At 56.5% G+C, this 22,922-nt stretch carries 4 protein-coding genes; all 4 read left to right on the plus strand.

The genetic code is table 11. The features are described 5' to 3' along the window. The first annotated feature begins 132 nt into the window (after nt 1–132). On the plus strand, nt 133–19,944 hold the full coding sequence (locus tag LCM31_RS15615; protein ID WP_224871625.1) for a leukotoxin LktA family filamentous adhesin: 19,812 nt from the start codon (nt 133–135) through the stop codon (nt 19,942–19,944). 115 nt (nt 19,945–20,059) lie between these two features. Next, on the plus strand, nt 20,060–21,751 hold the full coding sequence (locus tag LCM31_RS15620; protein WP_224871627.1) for a ShlB/FhaC/HecB family hemolysin secretion/activation protein: 1,692 nt from the start codon (nt 20,060–20,062) through the stop codon (nt 21,749–21,751). Between the two features lie 107 nt (nt 21,752–21,858). Further along, nucleotides 21,859–22,170 carry a 30S ribosomal protein S10 gene (gene rpsJ / locus LCM31_RS15625; RefSeq protein WP_010133849.1) on the plus strand — a complete coding sequence of 104 codons (312 nt, stop codon included), beginning with the start codon at nt 21,859–21,861 and terminating at the stop codon, nt 22,168–22,170. A 110-nt stretch (nt 22,171–22,280) separates the two neighbouring features. Continuing rightward, the gene (gene rplC, locus LCM31_RS15630) at nt 22,281–22,916 is read left to right on the plus strand and encodes a 50S ribosomal protein L3 (protein ID WP_010133848.1); all 636 of its coding nucleotides are present in this window, start codon (nt 22,281–22,283) and stop codon (nt 22,914–22,916) included. Nucleotides 22,917–22,922 lie beyond the last annotated feature (6 nt).

Raw genomic sequence — 22,922 nt, forward strand, 5'->3', positions numbered from 1 at the left:
GCAGTCGTAAGCCAAATTGTTGGCGCGGCTGCTTTGCTGTTTTAGCAAGATCATAAAAAGGCCGTTTATTTGACGGTCGTACACAAAATTAGAACGACGAAGAAAACCCCTAGTGTTTTCAAGGACCAAAGCATGAAACCCTTCCGCCACCATATGCTTGCTCGCGCAATTCGCCATGCCGTTCGCGGCAACGGAGCCGAATTGAATCGCAGTAAACGTACGCATAGGGGCAAGCAGCTCACCCTGGGGGCGCTGCTTTCCGGTGGTGCGGTCAACCTGTTGGCGGCGACGCACAATGTTGACGCAGTGGATGCGTTTACCGATGTGGAAGATCTCGGCGGCAACGTCGAAAAAGTTACCAGCAAGTACAAGAAGGGCTCGGTCGGGGTCAACGTCTTCAATGATTTCGTGGTAGGCGATCTCAACACGGTCAACCTTGAGCTGGATAGCGATGTCGATCAGCTCGTAAATATCGTGCGCAACAGCCGCCCGGAAGTACACGGTGTGCTGAACAGCTATCAGGATGGAACGCTGGGTGGCAACGTTGTATTTGCCAGCTCCTACGGTTTTCTTGTGGGGGCGTCAGGGGTCATCAATGTCGGTCAGCTTTCCGTAAGAACGCCCTCACAAACTGAGATCGATAGCTGGCTGGATGTGGGCACTCCGGACTTTTCCGACGAGGGCATCACGGCACTTGCCAACGACGACTACAGCGTGTCCGCCAGTGGTCTGGTGACGATTTCGGGCAAGATTAATACCGCTGACGGTATCGATATCCTTGCAAACGAGGTTGTTGTGGATGCCGGCGCGGTGATGACCGCGGGCAATGCCATTCAGGCGATCTATGTCGATGCCGCTATGGTAAACGTGGGCGATTTCACCGCGCCTACGGCGCTGCAGGTCGAGGGCGGCACAATCGCGATTGTGGCCGAGGGTGATACGACGGTTGGCGGAGACCTGATGGCCGATGGTGGTATCACCATCAGTGCGGCGGATATTGTTGTTGAGAGTGGCGCGATCATCGATGCGCGGGATGACTCGGTTGCTTCCGAAGCTGCGACAACCGCGATGTTCGTGGGGGACAACGTCTCTCTCGCGGGTGATGTATTGGCAAGTGATATCAGTATCATCGCGGATCAAACGGTTACCGTAACCAGCAACCTTACCGCTCTGGGTAGCATCGGCACCGAAGATGACGAGAACGAGTACGTTGTCGGTATCGTTGATGTGGATGCTCCGCAATTCAATCTCGACGCAGGCAGCGATGCGCTGATTCTGGCCGCCACCATTGACGAAAGTGCGGTGACTTCCGCCGGTGCCAGTGACATGGTGATCGTCGGTGAATTGGATGCGTTTGATTCTCTGGATGCGAGCGCGGGCACAATCGAGATCACCGCGGACAACGTCGTGTCTGGCTCCGATGTGGCGCTGCACGCGAGTGATATCCAGATTAGTGGCAGCCTGACCGCTGACGCTACGGCCGCGGACAGTCTCGGGCAGGTATTGCTGGATGGTGATGCCAACTACGATGAGCTGGGCAATATCTCCGCGAGTCGTGTCAAAGTCGTCACCACCAACGATTTTTACCTCACCAGCGATGCCAGCTCGGTATCCAGCAGCAGTGGCGATCTCGTATGGGAGGAATCCTCCGGCTCGATCGATCTGGATTTTGCGCTGGAGCTTGAAGCGCAAAACCTGCAAACCACATCCGGCCTCACAATTTCCGCCGAGGAAATTGTACTGACCGCAGGCAATGCCCTTTCGGTCGGCGATCAGCTGGCCGCCACCGGAGAAATCCGTCTGAGCGGTAACACGCTCGATTTCGATTTTTCTCAAATCAGCGCCGACACACTGTCGCTGGTGACCAGCAATAACATGGTATTTGCGGCGGCGGCCACCGACAGCGAATACGTGGCAGCAGGGGCCGATGACTTCAGGCTCGTGGGGGCTGTTGACTTCGATGGCGAGCTGAAACTTTCCGCCGGCGCGATCTCCGTAACCAGCGGCAATTCGATTACCGCAGACAATATCTCCTTCGATTCCGCCGATACGCAAATCAATGGCAGCGCCATTGCCGATGCCGGCGATAGCGACAGCGCGACTTTTGGCACCATCACTCTGGAGCAAAGCGCGCGCTATGCTGACCTGGGTAACCTCAGCTATTCCGAGCTGGCGCTGGTAACCGACGCGACCATTGTGCTTTCCGATAATGCCTCTGACAGTGCGGTTACCGGCGCTGCAGCGAGCGATATTGTCTGGGTAGACAGTGGCGATTTCGATTTCGGTGGTTCCGACATTAGCTTTACCGCCGGCACCCTGACGCTGACCACGGATACTTCCGTCTCTGCCGATAACATTACTCTGGAAGTCGATACCTTCGATACCAGCGGCACGCTCAATGCCACCGGCGATATCATCCTGCGCTCGTCGATCGATGACAGTCTTGACCTGAGCGGGCTGAATGCGGCAAAGCTCACCCTGGATTCCGATGACCTGACCTGGACTAAGTCGCTGGTATACGGCGGTGATCTCGAACTGATTGCGGATACCATCACGGTTTCTTCGGCTACAGATATTACCGCGGCAAATATTACGCTGGACGGTGACACCATCAATGTAGCGGGTAGCTTGTCCACCGGTGGTGGCGATATCACCATCGATGGTCGCGAAATCACGCTGGAAGATGGCAGCCACCTGGACGCGACTGGGGTTGCCACGGATGGTGATGTCACCATCACCGCCAGCGACAAGAGCGAAGTCGGTTATGGCACCGCGAGTGCCACCACCAGTATTACCCTGTCTGGTGAGATCGATGCGGCGAACATTACCGCCGAGGCCGAAAGTATCGCCATTAGCTCCATGTATGCGGAGCTGGGAACGACCCTCGGCGTTAAGGCGGTGGCCCAGCTGCTGGGTGTTGAGTTTAACTATATGGAGGCGCTGGCGGATGCGACCGTAACCGTGACCGGTACTGCGGATCTGAACGCGACCGATGACATCACCCTCGCCTCTGAATCGCACGCAATGAGCGAATCCATGGCGGCCGTACTTGGCGGCGCGCCTGCGGGAGTGGCCCTGGCCGGTATCTACAGCCATTCCGATGCAAGCAGCACCACAGAAATTCAATCCGGTGCAGTGGTTCATGCCGGTCAGGACCTCAGCGTCACCGCACACAATGAGGCGTATGTGGCGGCCTCTGCCTTCGTTATTCAGGCGCAAAACTCGAACAAGGCTGTGGTTGCCGCGTCCGTGGGCGAGGGTGATGTGAATGCGACCGCACGCATTGAAAACGGCGCGGATCTCGACGCGGCGAACCTGGTGCTCTCTGCAGAGAACCTGAATCGTTTCTATTCATCATCCAGTGTCTACGGCCTCACCGGTACCCGCTACGGTATCGCGGTTGCCGTGGGTGATTTTGATACCAACGCGACCGCAGAAATGGGGGCGGATATTGGTAGCGCGGGCGACAAGGTCGGCAACGTGACCGTGACCGCGCTGGATCGCACCGTAGAGCAGCGCGTGCACTCCGGCGTGAAGATCGGTGCGGGCAAGCTCCTGCGGATGTTTGGTTCCCGGCTGATCAAGGGCGCGAGTAAAGTGCAGAGTGGGGCCTCCAGCCTCCTTACCAATTTCCTCCCAGAAAGTACCGAATCCCCGGAAGATAACGGCAAACCCGGTGAGGTTGAGTGGAAGGGCGGACTTGCGCTATCGCTCAACCTGTCTGATCACGAAGCCTACGCCTATCTCGGTAACAACGTGTCGGGCGCAGATGAAGCGCCCAGTATCGATGCAAGCGGCGATGTGCTGGTCGCCGCGGCAACGGATCTTGGTACCGACAATGATGCGATTATTGGTGGTGATGGCCGCGGTGCGGTCGGTGGCGACCAGGGCGGTTATCGAACCACTGCGCAGACCAGCATCTCCTCGCCAAAAACGCGTGGCAATGTCGTCGCCAATGCAGAAAAGAGTGCGGCACTCTCTTTTAACTTTGCGATCAATGAGGGCGAGGCGGTTGCCGAGGTCGGCGACTACGTTAGCATTAATGCGCAAAACCTCGGCGTGGTGGCCGAGCAGAAAATGCCGATCGTTTCGACCTACGATCGGTGGGACACCATGTCCGACATCAAAAACAAATTCAGCAGTACCGCGGGACTGGAAAGTAATCTTCTGACCACCTTCGCCAACTCCGGTGCGAGTGCCGATAAGGAAGCCTACGGCGGTACCGTGAATGTTGTGTGGAACGATATCGACACCAAAGCCTGGATCGGTGATAACGCCACTGTTATTACCACCGACACCGGTAGCTGGAGTGCTGAACGCAAGGTAGAGAGCAATAGCGGTACGCCGGGTATTCTCGATGATTTCGAACCGTTCCAGACGGTGACCTATACCTTTGACTTTGATGAGTCCGTCTCGGTACGCGCATTCAACCTAATCGAAAGCGCCAACGTGGCGGGTAATATTGGTAGTCTCGGCCTGATGCCTAACGCCAATGGTACCAACGAGGAAGGTAAATCCGTTGGTGGTTCTATCGTCTTCGTTCAGCAAAACGCGGACGCGGTCGCTGGTATCGGTGAATCCACGATTACTGCGGCCGGCGATATATCTATTACCGCAGAAACCGACGAGCGGCACTTTGTGGTTACCCCGTCTTCCGGTTGGGGTGCGGGTACCGGTTTCAACGGCGCTATTGCTGTATTGAATTCCGAAGCGCTGACCCACGCCTCACTGAGTAATCGCGCGTTCGTTACCGCCGAAGATTTGGTTATTGTTGCCGACCATCAAATGGGTAACTGGGCCGCGGGCGGCGCGGTTAACTGGACCACCGGTGAGAGTGCCGTGGGTGTGGCTATCGCGGTCAACATCACCCAGGGTGACACCAAGGCGTTCATTGGCGATAACTCGGAAGAAGAAGAAAAGGTTTCGTTCAAAAACGATTCCCAGCCTGCACCTGACGCACCGTCAGCCCCGGCGCCCACCGAACGCGCCATTGTTGCGCGCAATGTTGAGGTGCGCAGTAAATCTTCCGGTACCAATGGCAGCCTCGCGGCGGCGGGTGCACTGCTGCAGGAGCACACCGACGAACCAGGCATGTCCACCAAGCTGAAAGGCTGGTTGGACGGCAAGACCGGCGGTCTGGCCAGCAAAATTTCCAGCAAACTGTCAGGCAAACACAGTGATGCCAGCAGTAGTAGCAGTAGCAGCAAAAGTTCGGTTAATCAGGCATCCAGTGATGCTTCGAATGGCAGTTCTTCCGACAGTAGCGATAGCGTGGCCCAGGTCGACGCGGATGCGACCAGCTTTGCCGGTGCGGGTAGCGTAACGGTTTCCGTTTCCAACCTGGATGCCAAATCCATCGTTGATGGGGCAAATATTCGCGCACATAGCGGCGCTGGCGACGAGGTGAATCTCGATATCCAGGCGCTGCAGAAAATTGTATCGGCCTCTGCCTCTGGTTCGGCGGCGGTTAACCTGTCCCAGTCCCCGTCTACACCGAATAGTAAAGCAATGGCGGGTGCTATTGCGTACCAGATTACTTTCAATGATGCGCTGGCGTGGCTGGTGGACTCCACCGTAGTGGATGCCGGCGATGTCGCCGTGCAGGCACTGCATGGCGGTGACCTGACTTCCGTTGGCCTGGCGCTCGCGGTGGACAAACCCTCACAGGGTGGCAAGTCCACTTCTGCCGGGCTTTCCATTTCTGGCGCCATGGTGCGCGATGGTACCTCCGCGCGCGTCGAAGGGTCCTCAATCAGTTCCAGTGAAGGTGGTGATGAAGATCTGGAGGTGACCGCCTATAACAACACCGATATCGGTGTGGGTGGCGGTACACTGTATGCCGGTGGTCAGCAAGGTTTTGGCCTGGCGATTACCTATGCGGATATTGATGACCCGGCCGATCTGATTGGTGACAGCAACCCGGATGGCAACAATATCTGGAGCAGCGCATACAACGAAGACGTGTACAGCGGCAAAGCAGTGGAAGCCGTGGTCACCGACTATTCCGGTACCAATAGCGACATTAATGATTTTCAGAATATCGATATCAGTGCACGCGGTTTGCAGCGTATTGGTATCGGCGCCGCGGGTGTTGGCTACAACGATAATGCCGAAAATGCTTTTGGTTTTATGGGCAGCTTTGCCATTGGCTCTATCCGCAGCGATAGTAAAGCACTGCTGGAAAATGTGGATATCACCAGCGCGGATACCATTTCCGTTAACGTTGCCGGCAGCAAAAACGGCAGCCTGGACACTATTCTGGATGGGTTGGGTTCCAGCAGTGTAAATGACGATTACGACTTCTCCGGTGCAAGTGCTTTCGATAACACCGAAGTGCACACCAGTGATGACGGCACCGGCTCCGCTTACAACTATGGCACCGAGGGTGAGCGCATTATCGCGGTTGCCGGTGTGGTGCAGGTTGGCAAAAGTAACCTCGGGATTTCTTACGCCCACGCGGATGTCAGCACGGAAAAAACCGCACAGATTCGCAACGCCAATATCAATGAGTCCGATACTGCGGCGAGCAGTGTCGATGTAAGTGCCCGTGATGAGGCCCTGTTGTACACCGTTTCCATCGGTGTTGGTGTGGCCACCGGTAAGTACTCCGGGATTGGTTCGGTTGCGGTGAACAGCCTCAATAACACAGTGAAAGCCGAAATCGGTGACTGGAACGGCAGTAAAGAAGGCCTTATTCACGCTGAAGATGTGGCCGTTACCGCGCAAAACGATATGGACGCAATTAACGTAGCGGGCGCGGTGGCTGTTTCCACCGGCAGTGGTGCGGCTGGCGGCCTGGCGGTGGCCCTGAACCTGGTGGGTGACAGCGGACACGAAACCCGTGCACGCATCGGTAATATTGATTTGGAAGTTTCCGATGATATTACCGTGAAAGCGTCCAGTGGTTCCGACGGCGATGAAAACCTGCTGGTAGGTAACGCCATCGGTATTGGTGCCTCTACCGGAGGTTCTGGCCTCGCATTTGCTGGTGCCATCGGTGTTACCGACGTCGACCAAACGGTACAGGCGGGGATCAAAAACGTTGGGGAAAACTCCGATGGCTCCGCGACTAATAGCGGTGGCACCATTCGCGTGCAGTCCACCGATTACACCGACAGTGTATCTACCGCCTGGATGGGTGCAGGTTCTTCCAGCGGTTCTGCCGGTGGTATCGCGCTGGCGGTAAACCGTGTGGATTCCGATGTAACTGCAGAAATTCTTGGTGACGATAGCAGCGATACCAGCACGGTACTCGCAGCAAAACATGTTTACGTCGATGCCCTGCGCGATAACTGGTTGCTCACCATCGACGCCGGTGTTGCCGCATCGAATCAGATATCGGTAGCCCCGTCCATTGGTACCGGCGTTGTCGACGGCAATGTGACGGCGCGTATCGCCAATAAGGCCGACATTGATGCCTACGGCAACGTCGGGGTTGAAGCGCAAGCGCACACCGAAAACCTGGTGGGTAGTGGTGCGGTTGGTGTTGGACTGAATGGCGGCGCGGGTGCAATCGCGATTTCTACCGCGGCTGAATACGGCAAGACCCAGGCCTATATCGAAGACGCAACGGTTAAGGCCCTGGGCCTGGGCGGCACTTTCAATATCCTTGATGGTGAACTCACCGGCATGACGGCATTGCCCGATCTTTCTGCCACCGAAGAAGACTCTGATGGCAACTCCAATGCGGTCGGCAATTCCGATGTGTCCATGGATGACCTTACAACCGCATTTGGCTCGCAGAATTTGAGCGAAGGCAATGAAGCGGTTACCGGTGTCGCGGTTAACGCCACCAGTTTTGTTAAGCAGCAGGCGATCACCGTCGGCGGTTCCGGCAGCAAGAATATAGCGATTACCGCGAACGTCGCCACCAATGTATTCGAGTCCAGCACGGACGCTTATATTAAGAATTCCACAATCAATAGTGGTGTGTCCGGCACGGATACCGCAGACGTTGTCGTGCGTGGTTCCAGCCATGACTACGGGCTGGGCGTTTCTGCCGGTGTCGCAATTTCTGGCGGTGGCGCTGGCATCGGCGGCTTCTCTACCAACCATATGGGTAAGGAAGCAAACGCAGAGATTGATAACAGTACGATCGATGCGGATGAGTTGGTGCTGGAGGCGAATTCCACCCAGCTGGCGCAGGCGGTTTCCGCCGGTATTGCCGCGGGCGTGGGCGCCGAGAGTGGTCTGGGTGGTGCGGCCTCGGTGACCATCAATAAAATGATGGGTGGCACCAAGGCATGGCTGCACGACAGCACCATTACCGCCTCTGATGTGGTGGTCAATGCAGAGCGTCGTCAGGATGTGAATTCCGCGGCCGGTTCCGCCGGTATCGGCACCACTGTAGGTGTGGGCTTCGGTCTTGCGCTCAATCTGGTGGGCGGCGACAGCACTGCGCTGATCGGCAACGATCTGGATGACTCCGGTGATGCCGACACCACCCTGATCAAGGCGGATAACGTGACCGTCGACGCCGACCGGCTGGAAAGCGTGAACAGCTACTCCCTGGGTGCCGGCCTCAGCACCGGCTATGGCGTGGCGGCGATGATCAACGTCACCGAATTCAAAGGCGAAACCCGCGCAGCTGTGCACGGCCTGCTGCATGACAATGGCACCAGCGCGAATACCGCCGATGATTACTTCACTACCCAGATTGTTGGCAAGGACGGCACCGCCGATGCCACCAGTGTCACTGTCAATGCACAGGACATTCTCGATGTTGACCAGGAGACTCTGGGTATTGGCGTCGGCAGCAGTGTCGGCGTGGGTGCCGTGGCCAACGTGGTGCTTGGTCGCAGCCAGGTTTATTCCGAGGTCGTCGGTTCTGATGTCGATGCCACGCTGCTGGATATCGATGCTACCGCGCAGCGTGAGGCGTGGATGATTTCCATGGCCGGTGGTGCCTCCACTAATGTGGGGGCCGCGGTCAGCATTGGTGTTGCGCTGTTCGGTCAGGGGGATACCACTACCGAAGACGGCACCAACGCGGAAGACGAATTCGATCCGTCGCGCCAGACCGCGAACAATGTGCTGGCGGAAGACACCGCTGGCTATAACCCGCATCTCTCGAGCGATGATATTGCCGCGATCGAAGAAGAGAGTGGCTCAACCATCGAGGCCTCCACTGCCCCGAGCACCAGTACCACGACCGAATCCGGTAATTCGCTGAAGATTGGTGGCGAGAGTGTGGTGGCCGCGCGTATTTCCGGCGGTGACATCGATGTGGATACTCTGGATGTCGACGCCCAGACTTTGCTGTTTACCTATCAGGGGCTAGGTGCAGTTGCATTGGGTAGCGGTGCCATCTCCGGTGCCGTGGGTGTTACCCGTCTGTACGACATGACCATTGCCACCGTGGACACCGATCTCACCGCCAACGACGTAACCGTTGATGCGCAGGTGATGGATGTATCCGATGATGACGCCGCGGGCGAAATGAAATCCTGGGTGATCAGCGGCGGCGGTACCGGTATTACCGTGAACTATAACGATGTGCGCAGTGAGCTGCGCACCGTTGCCGGGGTGTCGTCTGCGACCGGTGACAGCACTGGTGATATTTCCGTTTCCGCACGCGATACCACCGAGCTACGCGTGGGCGACCTGGATGCCGGCAAACCGTCCGATCCAACCGAAGGTTCCCTGAGTGTCACCATTGGCGCCGGCGCGATTGGCGTGTCCATTGGCTTTGCAGAAAAGAACAGTGATGTGGATGCCTGGCTGGGTGAGGCCGGCAAAGCCATCAGCGGTTACAACACGGTCGAGCTCGATGCCTATTCTGCAGGCCTGGTGAAAACCAGTGCCTTTGCCCTGGCCGGCGGTTTGCTCGCTGGTGTTCAGGGCGTAGTGACCGATGCCCGGGACGAATCCAATGTTAATGCCACCGTACACGGCACCATTGATGCCGATTCCGCGGTGAATATCGACGCCCAGGCGACCCCGGAAGTCTTCTCCCGTGCCTACGGTGTTACCGTTGCTGCCGGCGGTGCCATGGGTGGCTCCTTCTCCTATGCCATCGCGGACACCAAGGCGGTGGCTGAAGTTGGCGATGGTACCTACTTTACCGGGAATGCGGATGTAAATGTTCGCGCCGAAACCGGTGATGGTTCCAATGACGATTACGTCAGCGCCGATGCCAATGCATTTGCCGCATCCGGTGGTTTGCTGGCCGGCGTGGCCGGTTCCGAAGCGCTCGCAGAAAATAGCTCGCAAGCTGTAGCCAAAGTCGGCGACGGCGTACGTATCCCAGACAACGACTTCGGCGTTTATGCACGCAACACCGCGGTGCAATATGCCGATGCGGATGGTTACTTCGTTGGCCTGTTTGCCGGTGGCTTTAACTGGTCTACCGCTGAGTCTAGTACTTCCGCACGCGTAGAGTATGGCAGCAACCCGATCTCCAACGCGGTGCTGCGCACTGGCGACTTTATTCTTGACGCCTACAACTACGACGAAAACCAGAGCTTCACGACCGCCGGTGGTGGTGGTTACTACGCGGCCTCCGCGGCGGTTTCCAACGCGAACAGCTATAACAATTCGAACGCTAACAAGTCCGCGAGTGTTGAGATCGCAGACTGGGCTTCCGGTTACACCGCGGTGCCGGTAATGGGCGGCGAGGTGCGTCTGTCTGCTGCGCATGAAAGCCAGTTCTTCTCCGGTGTTGACTCGACTACAGTTTCGGTGGTGGGTGGCTCCGGTGCGGAAGCCAGCTCCGATATCGACAACGATGTTGAAGTGACTCTGGGCAACAACGTCAGCTTCGAAGCGCTGCAAATCGAAATCGAAGCCGACAACAGTGCATTGCAAATTCAGGACCCCGCGGAGTCCGGCTTCTCAACCAGTATTAATGCTGGCGCCGGTGGTGCAGCCAACGGTTCCGCAGGTCTGTCGTACCAGGATCTTACCGGCGTCGAAGCGGCGGTGACCATTGGTAACAATGCCGTGCTGGCGATCAGCGATCTGGCCTGGCTCGACAGTACTTATGACCACGGTATCGCAATCGACGCGCACACGCGTTTCTATGTATACGATGCGGCGGTACTGAAGGTGGGTGGTGCCCTGCAGGGCGCCGGTTCGGAGTCCGACGTGGACGCCACCACCAAAAACACCGTCTCTATTGGTGATGATGTGGTGCTGTACAACCCGATTGGTGAAATCGGTATCGGTACCTACACCATTGGTTCTGCCACCGCACAGGCGGAAACCAGCGTGTGGGCCGTTGCCGGTGTGGCCGGTGGCGTATCCGATGTGAACGTCACCGTTACCAACACCGTGGATATCGGTCAGGACGTGATTATCAACGCCCTCGACAATATTGGTATCTATGCGGGCCGTGGTTCCAGCTACCTGTACGAAAACCAGCTGGTGGCCGATGCGCGCACCAATGTATACAACTGGACTGCGGTCCCGATTCCGGCGGGCAATGCTGCCGACGCCGATATTAATGTCACCAACACTGTAGTTTTCGGAGATGACATTGATCTGGGTAGCGACAGCCACGTTACCGTGGAAGCCAATGAAGGCTCTCTCTATGCCAATGCAGATGGTGTAGAGCGCAACCCCTATCTGGAACTCTTCTCCACGGAAACCACTTTCGGTTCCAACGACACCAGCAGCGATAACTCGCTGGTGTTCGAAGGTTCCGGCTCTGTGGTTGCGGGACAGAATGCCTACCAGTGGGTGGATGTTGACGATTCCGGAAATATCACCTCTGACCTCGCGGGTTATGGCGCTGCAGGGCAACTGAGCGATAAATATTCTTCCCGTGCCAGCTTACAGGCCTACATCGATGAGCTGCAGGCGCTGGTGGACGAGTACGAGGCGTGGACCGAATCCGGCACCAGTAACGAAGGCGGTAAGACCGACGGTAACGAAGATACCGGTGATGCCGGCAGTGGCGGCACCAGTACCGAAGTCGATACTGGTAGCTCCGGTGAAAACCCGTATACCGACGAAATCGTCGAGCTGAAGACCGAAATTGCCGCGCTTTCCGTGGTTCTGGATACGCTGTCCGAGCAGGAAAATAACGTGATCGCGGTCACGGACATCAGCGCGTCTGCCGGTAACGTCAGCCTGCTCGCCGACACGATAGATTTGCAGGGCGCGAACAATAATCGTCCCCAGTTTATTGCCCGTGGTGACGCCTACATCGATATCAACAACCGCGATGACCAGCACCTGCTGGTGGGTAACCTGTACATTGCCAACCAGACCGGCGGTAATGTGTACGTTACCGGGGGCGCGTCACTGGATGAAGCCTATATCACCGAGGAAGACAGCAGTACCACGGGTATCAGCTCCGGTATTCATATTGTCCACAACCCGGGCGGTCCTAATTACCTTAGCTCGGATGTCATCATTGACGGTGCTATTTCCAACCTGCTATCCACGGTTGATATCACTCTGGAAGAAGGCGACCTGCTGCAACAGGCGACCATCGAGGCCAACACCATCAACCTTACGGTGGAAAATGGCAGCCTGGTAGTGGACGCAGGGGATAGCGATGTTTACTACGGTCGTGCGCCCTCATCACTAGTGAATTTTGTCGACAAGTGGAAGCCCGACGACGCCGACGATTTTGTTCAGTACTGGATCAACCACCGCTATGAAGATGATATCGATGCGGTGGGCATCGACGAATTCAACAACTGGTTCTATGCGTGTGCTACTGCACACCGGTGTACTGTGGGTGGCACCAGCTACAACGATGAGCACAGTTACTTCAATAACTCCGCGGACGATAATGCGGACTACGACAAGATTCATGTGTTCTTTAACTGGGGCTTCAGTAACAGTCAGGAATACACAGATAGTGACCGTGTCGATCTTGAGTTCAGGACCGACAGTGATAGCCGCGGCGGTCGACACTGGAAGTTCCAGCCGGTTGAAAACAAACAGAGCAACCTGGTCCGCACCGCGAGCTACAACTCGGTGAAGAGTGATATTGGCTCACCGGGTGCCACTATTGTTGGTGAAAAGGTTGTTATCAATGCGCGCCGGGTGGATATCAACGGCACCATCGAGGTGGGAACCGACAACAACTGGTCGGTGAGTGTGGGCAGCGGATTTGATTCAGCCATTGCCCAGTACATCAGTCTTGCAGGTCTTTCCAGTGGTGATCAGATCGAGCTGCAGCCTGGGCAAACCCTGCGCCTGAATAACCCGGATTACATCAATGACTTTATGACGCCATTTGAAGATCGCTATATTTATATCGATCCTCAAATTTCCAAAGTTAATGGTGCCGAAAGTATTACGTTGACCTACGATGTGGCCAGCGGTCAGTTGCTGGTGGACGACGTACCGGTTTCCGGTGGTGGCTATCTGTCGATCAATGCCAAAATTTCTTCCACCGGTGCGGATGGAAAGATTCTGGTACGCGATGGCCTTGGTCAGATCGATATCGACAATAACTCAAACACCGAACTGGTGATCAATAGCCTGGATGCGGGCGATGACGCTGTGGGTATCGTGCGCATTACCGATCACAACTTCACCAAAAATATGAACGACGGTGGCAGTAGCAACGACTACTTTAGTCACTGGTATGTGCATAGTCCCGGCGGCCAGATTCAGGAATACGAAACCACTTCATACGCTACAAGTTATGAAGACGGAGCCTTTATCCGCTCTTCCGGCGGCACCGGCACCACTTCCAGTACCACTTACAACCCGCTTGCAGGGCAGTTGTATTACATCCGCGAAGATGCCTCGGTCAGTCGCTCTTATACAGATTTCCCGGATGGCTACTTGGCCAAGTACCCAAATACTGTGGGTGAGTGGCAGGGAACTGGTGCGGGCGGCGACCTGGAGTGGACGGTAGAAGAAAGCCGTTACACCACCTGTGCGGCGAATCCGGATGTCTGTACCAACGGCACGGCCACCAACTATATTCGTCAGGAATACGATGCGGATAGTATCAATCGCTATTGGTGGGGGATCGGCTACAGCTACGACACGTACTACGGCTCTAACTGGACCAATACCGATCCGAGTGTGTACATCCCGTATTACCTCAATATGGAAACCCACACCTATGTGAAAGCGGATCACAGCATTGGTATTTCCTTTACCGGTGTGGGTACCGGCAGCATTGATATTGATTCGGCAGCAAATGTCAGTATCAACGGCAATATCTATAACCCGCTCGGCACTACCGACATCAATACCAGTGGTGCCCTGAATGTCAGTGCTGGCGCGGCTTTCGATGCGGAAACCCTGCGTCTATACTCGGCAGAAGGGGATCTCGGTAGCCTGAGCGACCCGCTGAATATCGCCACCAATACCGTCTCGCTCGATGCAAATAGCGGCTCTGTGTATTTCGATATCACCGGCAAGTCCGGCGCTGTGCAGTTGGAAAAATTCCGTGCACTGTACGATATCGCCGGTACTGTGGATAAGGGCCTGGAAGGTGTCGGAACCGGTACCCATATTCAGGGTGATACCCTCGACCTGGTGAGTTACTCCGGTAGCATCGGATCGGCGGGTACCATCGGCACCTCGTCCACCTACGATTACATCAATATAGACGTGAATGAAGTCACTCTGGAGGCTGCCGACGATATCGTCATCTACCAAGCATCCGGGGATCTGGCGGTGAATACTATTACCGCCAGTGAAGATGTGGTGGTCACCCTCGGTAATGGCAGCCTAGTCAATGGTATTGGCCAGAATGAAAAAACCGATGAGGAGTTGGCCTACCTGCAGACCGTTTGGGACCGTCTCGGCCTGCAGGATGCTGACGCCGGTGAGATTGCGGTTACCGGCTACGAAAACCAGTTTACCAGCAAGTACCACACTTACTGGCTGATCAAGCAGCGTCTGAGCGATTCTTCTGAGGCGGGTTTCACCATTGACGGCGCCTTCGAAGACACCTTTATGTCCCGCTACGGCGTGTCGACAGTTGCCGAGGCAGCGCAGCTGGCGAAAGATGAATACTTCGCCCTGGAAGACTGGTTCGCAGACCAGGTCGCGGCACCGGACGTTTACGCGAATGAAGAAGATGCGATTGGCGTAGAGCAGAAAGGTACCCTGCAGGGTTACGCCTACGGCGACCTGCTGACCAGCAGTTATGACGCGGACTACGCGCTGGTAATCGATGAGGCCAGCTCCTGGTATGCAGACCTGATTGAGGGCGCGCAGTGGAGTCAGAGCCAGCTGGATATCAGTATTAACGCGGCGGCTCTGAATGCGGATGCGCAGGCAACGCTGACCAATCGCGAAGCCAACATCGTTGCCCCGAACCTCGACATTAATGTCAGTGGTGGCAGCGTGGGTGAAGACCTCGCGGATCTGGTATTCGTTATCGATCGCGATAACCCGACCATTACCGACGCGCAAAAAATTGCGCTGTTGGAAGCGGGCCCCGGCGATATCGAAACCAGTGAAAACGGTTCGCTGATTACCTTCAATGTGTCGCAAGTGGATCCGATCAAGATCGATACCACCGGTGTGCTGAATATTGCCGCTACCGATGAGATTTACGCGGAGTCAGCCAGCGGCCTGACCTTGGGTAGTATTGTTTCTACCGACGGCAATGTACGCCTGGCGGTGAACGGCGCCATCGACGCGATCAGCGGTACCAATATTTCCGCAAACGATCTGTACCTGGCGAATACCCAGGGCGATATCGGTAGCGTAAGTAACCGCGTCCAGGTAGACCTGGACGGTGTACTGCGCCAGGCAGGCGCAGCCAACAATTTGTACCTTACCCAAGTTGGTGGCGATTTGATTGTCGACGCGGTGAGCGCGGGTGGCATTGCAAGTCTGACCAGTAATACGGATATCCTGGGCCTGGATAGCGAAAGCGTTGTTTCCGGTAGCGCGATTCAACTGGTGGCTGGAGATGATCTGGGTAGTAATACTCAGGCCCTGAACCTGCGTATGTCCGGTGGTGGCGATCTGGATATTACTGCGGACAACGCCTGGCTGAATATCGCCGGTACTTCCGAAGCGCGTCTGGGCGCAAGTCTGAATGGTGTTCTGAGTGTCGATGCCAGCGGTAATCTGGTGATCGACGGTGGTATCAGTGCTGCGGAGCTCGACCTATACGCTGCCGGCGACATCCTCGACAGCGGTGCGGAGACCGTAACCGTTACCAGTCTGGCAAAACTTTCCGCAGACAATATCGATGTCGATGCAGTGACCTTTGACATTGGCAGCGGCGACTTTGATGCGACTGCAGGCGCCATGACCCTGGGCGATATCACTACCGAGGGTAATCTTGACCTACTGGCAACCGGCGCAATGCAGTTAAATGGCGATCTCGATATTGCTTATACCAATGCCTCCTCCGGTGGTGATGCGCGAATGCTGGCGGATGCCCAGAGCATTACCATGGCTGCGGGCAAATTCATTCGCAGCGAAGACGATATCCAGCTCACTGCCGTTGACAGCCTCGATCTGCAATCCTTGATTGCGGGTCGCGATATCAATCTCACCGCATTGAACCTGCTGGATACAACGCTGGGTGATATCGATGCGGTGTATCTGCAGGCCGACAACGTCTACGTCGATGCGCGCGATGCACTGACTCTGGCTGACGTTGCTGCCTCCGGCATTATCAATCTTGAGGGTGAAACCCTGCTGGTTACCGGCGACCTGCTTACCGGCGGTGATGTAGTGGTTACCGCCGGCAACGGCCTGGAAGTTCAGGGCGATATTGGCAGCACGGGCAGCAAAGTTGCATCGATTAACTTGCGGTCGGGTATTGGTGGCGTAACTCTCGGTGGTAGTGCCTTCACCAGCGGCCAGTTCCTCGCGAATGCAGGCAACGACCTCTCCCTTGCTGCGATTAGCCTGATTGATGCCGCTTCAATTGATGTAACTGCGCGTGCGGTTGCTGCAAATGCGGCAAGCCAGATGACCTCAGGCGGCTCTGCGCTGTTTACCCTGCGCGGTGGCGACAGCACTTTTGGTGAAGTAACTACCAGCACCAACCTGACACTGGATAGCGACACCAATATTACTTTTGCCAGTGATGTGACTACTGGCAATAACCTGCGCTTGGAAACCCTGGGTGATGTGTTTGTTAGTGATGGCGTAACGCTGGATATTGGTCGTAACCTGCGTGGTATTGCGACCACCGCGTTACTGGCGCAGAGCTGGCAGATGGCGGGTTCCAGTCAGTTGCTCGTCGCGAACAATGCAGAAATTGATACCGACGGTGTACAAAGTTTCGAAACCCTGTTCGTGACGGGTAACCTGACGCAGCGCGCCGGTGATGACGTTACTTTCGATGCGAATACCAATATTGGCGGTCGCTTGCACCTGACCGGTGGTGCGGGCCTGTTCCTCGTCGGTGACTTGAACGTTGGCACCGCATCGACTTCTGACATGACATTGCTGCTGGATGGCTCGGTTGTACAGTCCGCCGGTCAAACCAGCAGTGCCAGCGGTGCGATCAGTGCTGAAGCGCTTGCCTGGGCCGCGGCCGCAAACAGTGCGCTGCAAATTGGCGCTGGCGCTTCGTTTGAATTTACCTCATCAAGCTCTGCAAGCAGCTTCGGGTTGCTTACCAGTGGGGGTGACCTTTCTATCGATAGCGCTGGTGATATCGACTTCCTGAACGATGTTACCGTCGGTTCGAATGTTTCCGGTGCAAACCTGCTGTTGAATGTCGATGGCGATGTGTCTCTCGCCGACGCGGCAACATTGCTGACTTATGGCAATTGGCAAGGTATTGCCGAAGTCTCCGCACGTGTTGGTAGCTTGACTGCTGGCAGCGGCAGCCTGGTCGATACCCGTGATGCGATGAATGTGGTTGCTCAGCAGGGCATTGATTTCGCCCAGTTGAATGTAACCAATAGCGCGCTGTTGAGTGCAGGCGGCGATATCCAGTTTAGTGAAACGGCCGATTTCGGTAGCTTCCTGACCATTGCCGACGGAAATCACTTGAATCTTGTCGGTGATGTCACTGTTGGCTCTGCGGGTACCGCAAATGCGGACCTCACTTTGCGCGGTGACGTTACCCAGTCCGCCGGCCAGCAGTTCACCATCGGCAACGATCTCACCGCTTCCGCCAACAGCTGGAGCATGGGCGACAACGCCCTGCTGCAGGTCGGTGGTGCAATCGATATTGCCACTGCAGCAGGCATGAGCCTGGCGAGAGTGGATAGTGGCAGTACGCTGTCCCTGAGCAGCTCGATGTCCGATATCCAGCTGCGTGATCACCTGACTTCCGGAGGCCCGGTGCTCTTGTCTGCAGCGGGTACTGTCAGCGTGGATCCAACTCTGGATGTGGTGAGTGGCGATGCATTTACCCTGCGTGCAAACAGCTTTGTCATGGGGCAGGGCAGTCTGTTGCAAGTAGCTGGGGATACTCAGCTCGATAGCGCAGGCGATGTCGTATTGGCCGAAATTATTGGCCAAGGCAATACCGAAATTACCGCGGGTGGAGCGCTTCAGCTTAATGAGCGTGCCGAAACCTTCGGTAGTCTGAAGTTGGATATCGCCGCTGAAATGGCGCAGGCCGAAGGGCAGCACCTGGTTGTGCATGGTGACTTGTCCGCATCGGCAGCGAGCTGGCAAATGGATAGCGATGCGCGCCTGCAGGTAGTAGGCGACGGCGATGTCACACTCACTGGCGATGCGGATCTGCAGTTGCTGAATGTTGGTGGCGATTTCGCGCTCACCAACGGCGGTGACGTAGCGCTGCGCCGCGACGTGCATACCGGTGGCGCACTCACCTTGCAGGCCACTGGCGACATTGCCCAGTCTGCGGACACCCTGGTGAGAGCGGGTGGCGCTGTGGCGATCGATACCAACCGTTGGACCATGGGTAGTGGTAGCCGCCTGGAGTCGCTAGGTGGTATCCGCGTGCACAGCTCCGAAAGCATGTTGCTGTCGGAACTGAGCAGTAGCTGGAGTGGCGATTACGCATTTGACCTGCTAAGCAGCAACGGCCGTGTTGATGGACGCAGCGATGCCGACCTGCACCTGCAAGGCGTGGCCGATGGTCGCAGCTACCTGAGTGCGGCAACGGGCATCGGCGACCCTCTGATCATGGATGTACCCTGGTTCTCTGCCGTCACCGATGAAGGCGACATCAACCTGATCCTGCTCAACGACGCCCATGCAGAACTGCTTTCCGCGCAGAATGGCGACATTCATATGCGCGCCTTCGGCGATGTGGAAATTGCCGAACTGATTGGTACCCCACACCTGTGGATCGATGGCTTCCTGCTCGCGAACCAGATGACGATTCCAGAGGGCAGCTTTATTGCCGAAGAAGGGATCCAGATCGATCAGTTGCTGATGACCGCTTCTGGTGAGTTGGAGTTGCGTGCACCAACTATCGACTTGAATGTTGATAGTCAGGGGAACCCCGAGCTGTTCCTGACGTTGACCAATATCGACGGCGCAGCCGCACAGTGGGTAGGCGTCAATGTGGATAACAATGAGCGCTTGACCATCGATCGCCTGATGACCGACTACGGCGCAATCACAACCAGTGGCGACCTGCGTATCGAAAGTGCGGAAGTGATCTCTGAACTGGATATGCAGAGTGGCGTGTTGAGTTTGACTCTGGATAACGTCGACCTGTCGCCACAGGACCTGAACGGTCAGCTGGTCACGCCTTATGGGGAGTTCTGGTTGGATGTGCAGGGCAACTTGCTACTTACCAACGCGCAGGTGACTCGCTATCGCGACCCTCTGGTTCTGACTTACCAGGGTAAAGACGGTGAGTACGTGATCGGCGACCCCGGCTTCAGCCGTCTTTCCATCGAGCACCAGCTGGAAATTTCGATCGATGGTGAACGTGCCGAAGGCCGTGACTTGTGGCGCTTGTGGTTCAGTCGCCCGCTGGATTACCTGAATGCGGAAGAGTACTTCTGGAACCCGGTCGATTGGCTGGACCCGGATGAGTACAGCGAGATGGATCCGGAAAGTGACGAACCCGGTTACGCGGAAATCTCTGCGGACGACACGTTGGCCATGCGCTAATCCTCTCCCCCCTTCTCTGAGGGGGTGAGAGGGAGCGATGTTTATATAAAGATGTAACACGGCCGTCCCGGCGCGAGCCGCCGGGAATTGGCGATAAACCTGAATGGTGGTGAAAGTGGCAAGGTTGGAATTTGGAAAGCTTGCGCAGGTAGTGGCGCTCGCAGTGGCGGTACCCTGTGCTTGGGCGCAGACGGGAGTCGACCTGCCCGAGCATATTCCCGGCGCGGATGCGGGGGAGCAGGCGGCGGAGATTCGCCGTCGCGAGCAGTTGCTGATGGATCGCCCTGGGGCGCCCGCGTTACGAGGGATAGATGAGGTTGAAGTGACCGGTGATCCCCGTGAGCTGGAGGGGCCGGTATTCGAGCTGCGCAGCGTGCGCTTCAGTCCATCGGAGCTGCTTACCGAGCAGCAGCTGCGGGACATCGTCCTGCCCTATCTGGGGCAGCAGGTCGCCCACAGCCAGCTGATGGAGATCGTAGAGTCGATTAACCGCACCTACCGCGAATCTGGCGTTTATACCGCCGTAGCGGTATTGCCGCAGCAGGAAGTAAAAGAGGGCGTGGTATCAATTCGCCTGATCGAGGGCAAGCTGGGCGAGATTCGCTTTGAGGGCAACGAATACACTGCGGACGCCTTCTTCTCTGAGTGGATGGTCAAGCATCAGGGGCAGGAAACTGTGGATATGCCGCTGCTGCAGGCGGATATCCTCGAGTTCAACCGATTGCATGACGAGCGCATTCGCGCGGAACTGCGCCGCGGTGAATCCTTTGGCCTGACCGACATTGTGGTCACCGTACAGGAGCCTGAGCGCGGCTTTTTCCAGACCTTCGCCGACAACTACGGCTACGAGAGTTCCGGGCGCGAGTCACTTGGCTTTATGTACCGCCGCCAGCACCTGCTTTCTGGTGGCGATCGTGCCATTGCCTACCTGTCGGGTAGTGAGGGTGCACAGTCCCTCAGTCTGAGCTATAACCGGCCTCTCCCCGGTACCCTTTGGCGTTTCGGTGGCAGTGCGTCTCTGACCCGTACAGACCTGACCGAGGGGGATTTTGCCACTTCCGATGTGCAGGGTGATTCGCACCGTCTCGGGCTCGAGTCCTCCTGGCTGGCATGGTCCGGCGAACGCGGCTGGCTAAATGTGCTTGGCGCCGCCGGCTACACCCGATCTACCACCGAAATCGCTGGGGTTGTGTTTAGTGACGACGCTATCCTGCAGGGTCAGGTTGGCGCCAGCGTCAACTGGGTAGGGCGTAACTGGCAGGTGACCGGCCGCCAAATGCTGGCCTACACTGATTTTGACGACAAGTCCGACGTGGGCTCAGCACGTCAGGCTACTCAGGAGACCCTGTATAATGGAGCGCTGACCGGGTACGTGCGCGCGGGCACTACAGGCTTCTACGGTATTCTGCTCTCCTCCTGGCAGCACAGTAACGATGCGCAACTGCCGGGTTCGCTGTCTTTCTCGCTCGGCGGTCCAACTAGTATCCGGGGCTATTTGCCCAGCGCTGTCAGCGGTGACCGGGGATGGTATGGGCAGGCTGAGCTGCATTACGATGCTTGGCAGCCGTGGGGTGTGACTGTGGAGCCATACCTTTTCTTCGATTACGGCGAAGCCAAATCTCTGGATCGTGGTGCGGACGGAACGGAAAAAATTAACGTCGAGACCGCGCTTGGTGCGGGGGGCGTTGGATTGGCACTTTCGGGCACCTTCTGGTCACTATCGATGAACTTCGCAGAGCCCACTAAGGAAGCGACTCCCGAGCAGGATTCAGCCGTGTTCTATGCCCGCATGAGCGTTCGCTATTAGCGGTTGACAGCTCAAAACTTCGCCCGTAGAATTCGCGCTCCTTTTCGCCCGCCCTCGGGGCTGCGTAAAAGGACGTTCTTTAGCTTTTATTATTGGAGTTTGATTCCATGCAGGGTCAACGCATCCGAATTCGCCTGAAGGCGTTCGATCACAAGCTGATCGACGCGTCTACCCAGGAGATTGTTGAGACGGCCAAGCGCACTGGCGCACAAGTACGCGGTCCTATCCCGCTGCCGACTCGTAAAGAGAAGTACACCGTACTGATTTCTCCGCACGTCAACAAAGACGCGCGCGACCAGTACGAAATCCGTACTCACAAGCGTTTGCTGGACATTGTAGAGCCTACCGAGAAGACCGTTGACGCGCTGATGAAGCTCGATCTGGCGGCCGGTGTTGAGGTTCAGATTAGTCTCGGCTAACACGTTAAATTAACTACCGAATCCCAGGCGAAAACGGTCTGGGTAGTGTAACGCTCTGAAATTGGGCGGCCGCAGTGGGTTAAAGCCCCGTGCACTGAGAGGTTGAAAAGATGACTATAGGTATTGTCGGCCGCAAGAGCGGCATGACTCGCATCTTCACCGAAGATGGCGCTTCTATCCCGGTAACTGTTATCGAGGTAGCTCCGAACCGCGTCACTCAGGTGAAAACTGTGGAAACTGACGGCTACTCCGCGGTTCAGGTAACTGTGGGTTCCCGTAAGGCTTCCCGTGTCTCCAAGCCCCAAGCGGGCCACTTCGCCAAAGCCAACACTGAGGCTGGCTCTGCACTTTTCGAACTGCGTACTGACGGTTCTGAAGAGTCCTTCGAAATCGGTTCTGAAATCACTGTATCTGGCTTTGAAGCTGGTCAGAAGATCGACGTAACCGGCACTTCCAAAGGTAAAGGTTTCCAGGGTGGCGTTAAGCGCTGGAATTTCCGTACCCAGGACGCTACTCACGGTAACTCCCTGTCTCACCGCGCTCCCGGTTCTATCGGTCAGTGCCAGACTCCTGGTCGTGTGTGGAAAGGCAAGAAAATGGCCGGTCACATGGGTGCTGAGCGTGTAACCACGCAAAACCTGGAAGTGGTTCGTGTTGATGCCGAACGTAACTTGCTGCTGGTTAAAGGTGCCGTACCTGGCGCTCCCGGTGGTGACGTGATCGTTCGTCCGGCAGTTAAAGCCTAAGTCTGA

It is taken from the genome of Microbulbifer agarilyticus, assembly GCF_020171345.1.
Lineage (GTDB): Bacteria > Pseudomonadota > Gammaproteobacteria > Pseudomonadales > Cellvibrionaceae > Microbulbifer > Microbulbifer agarilyticus_D.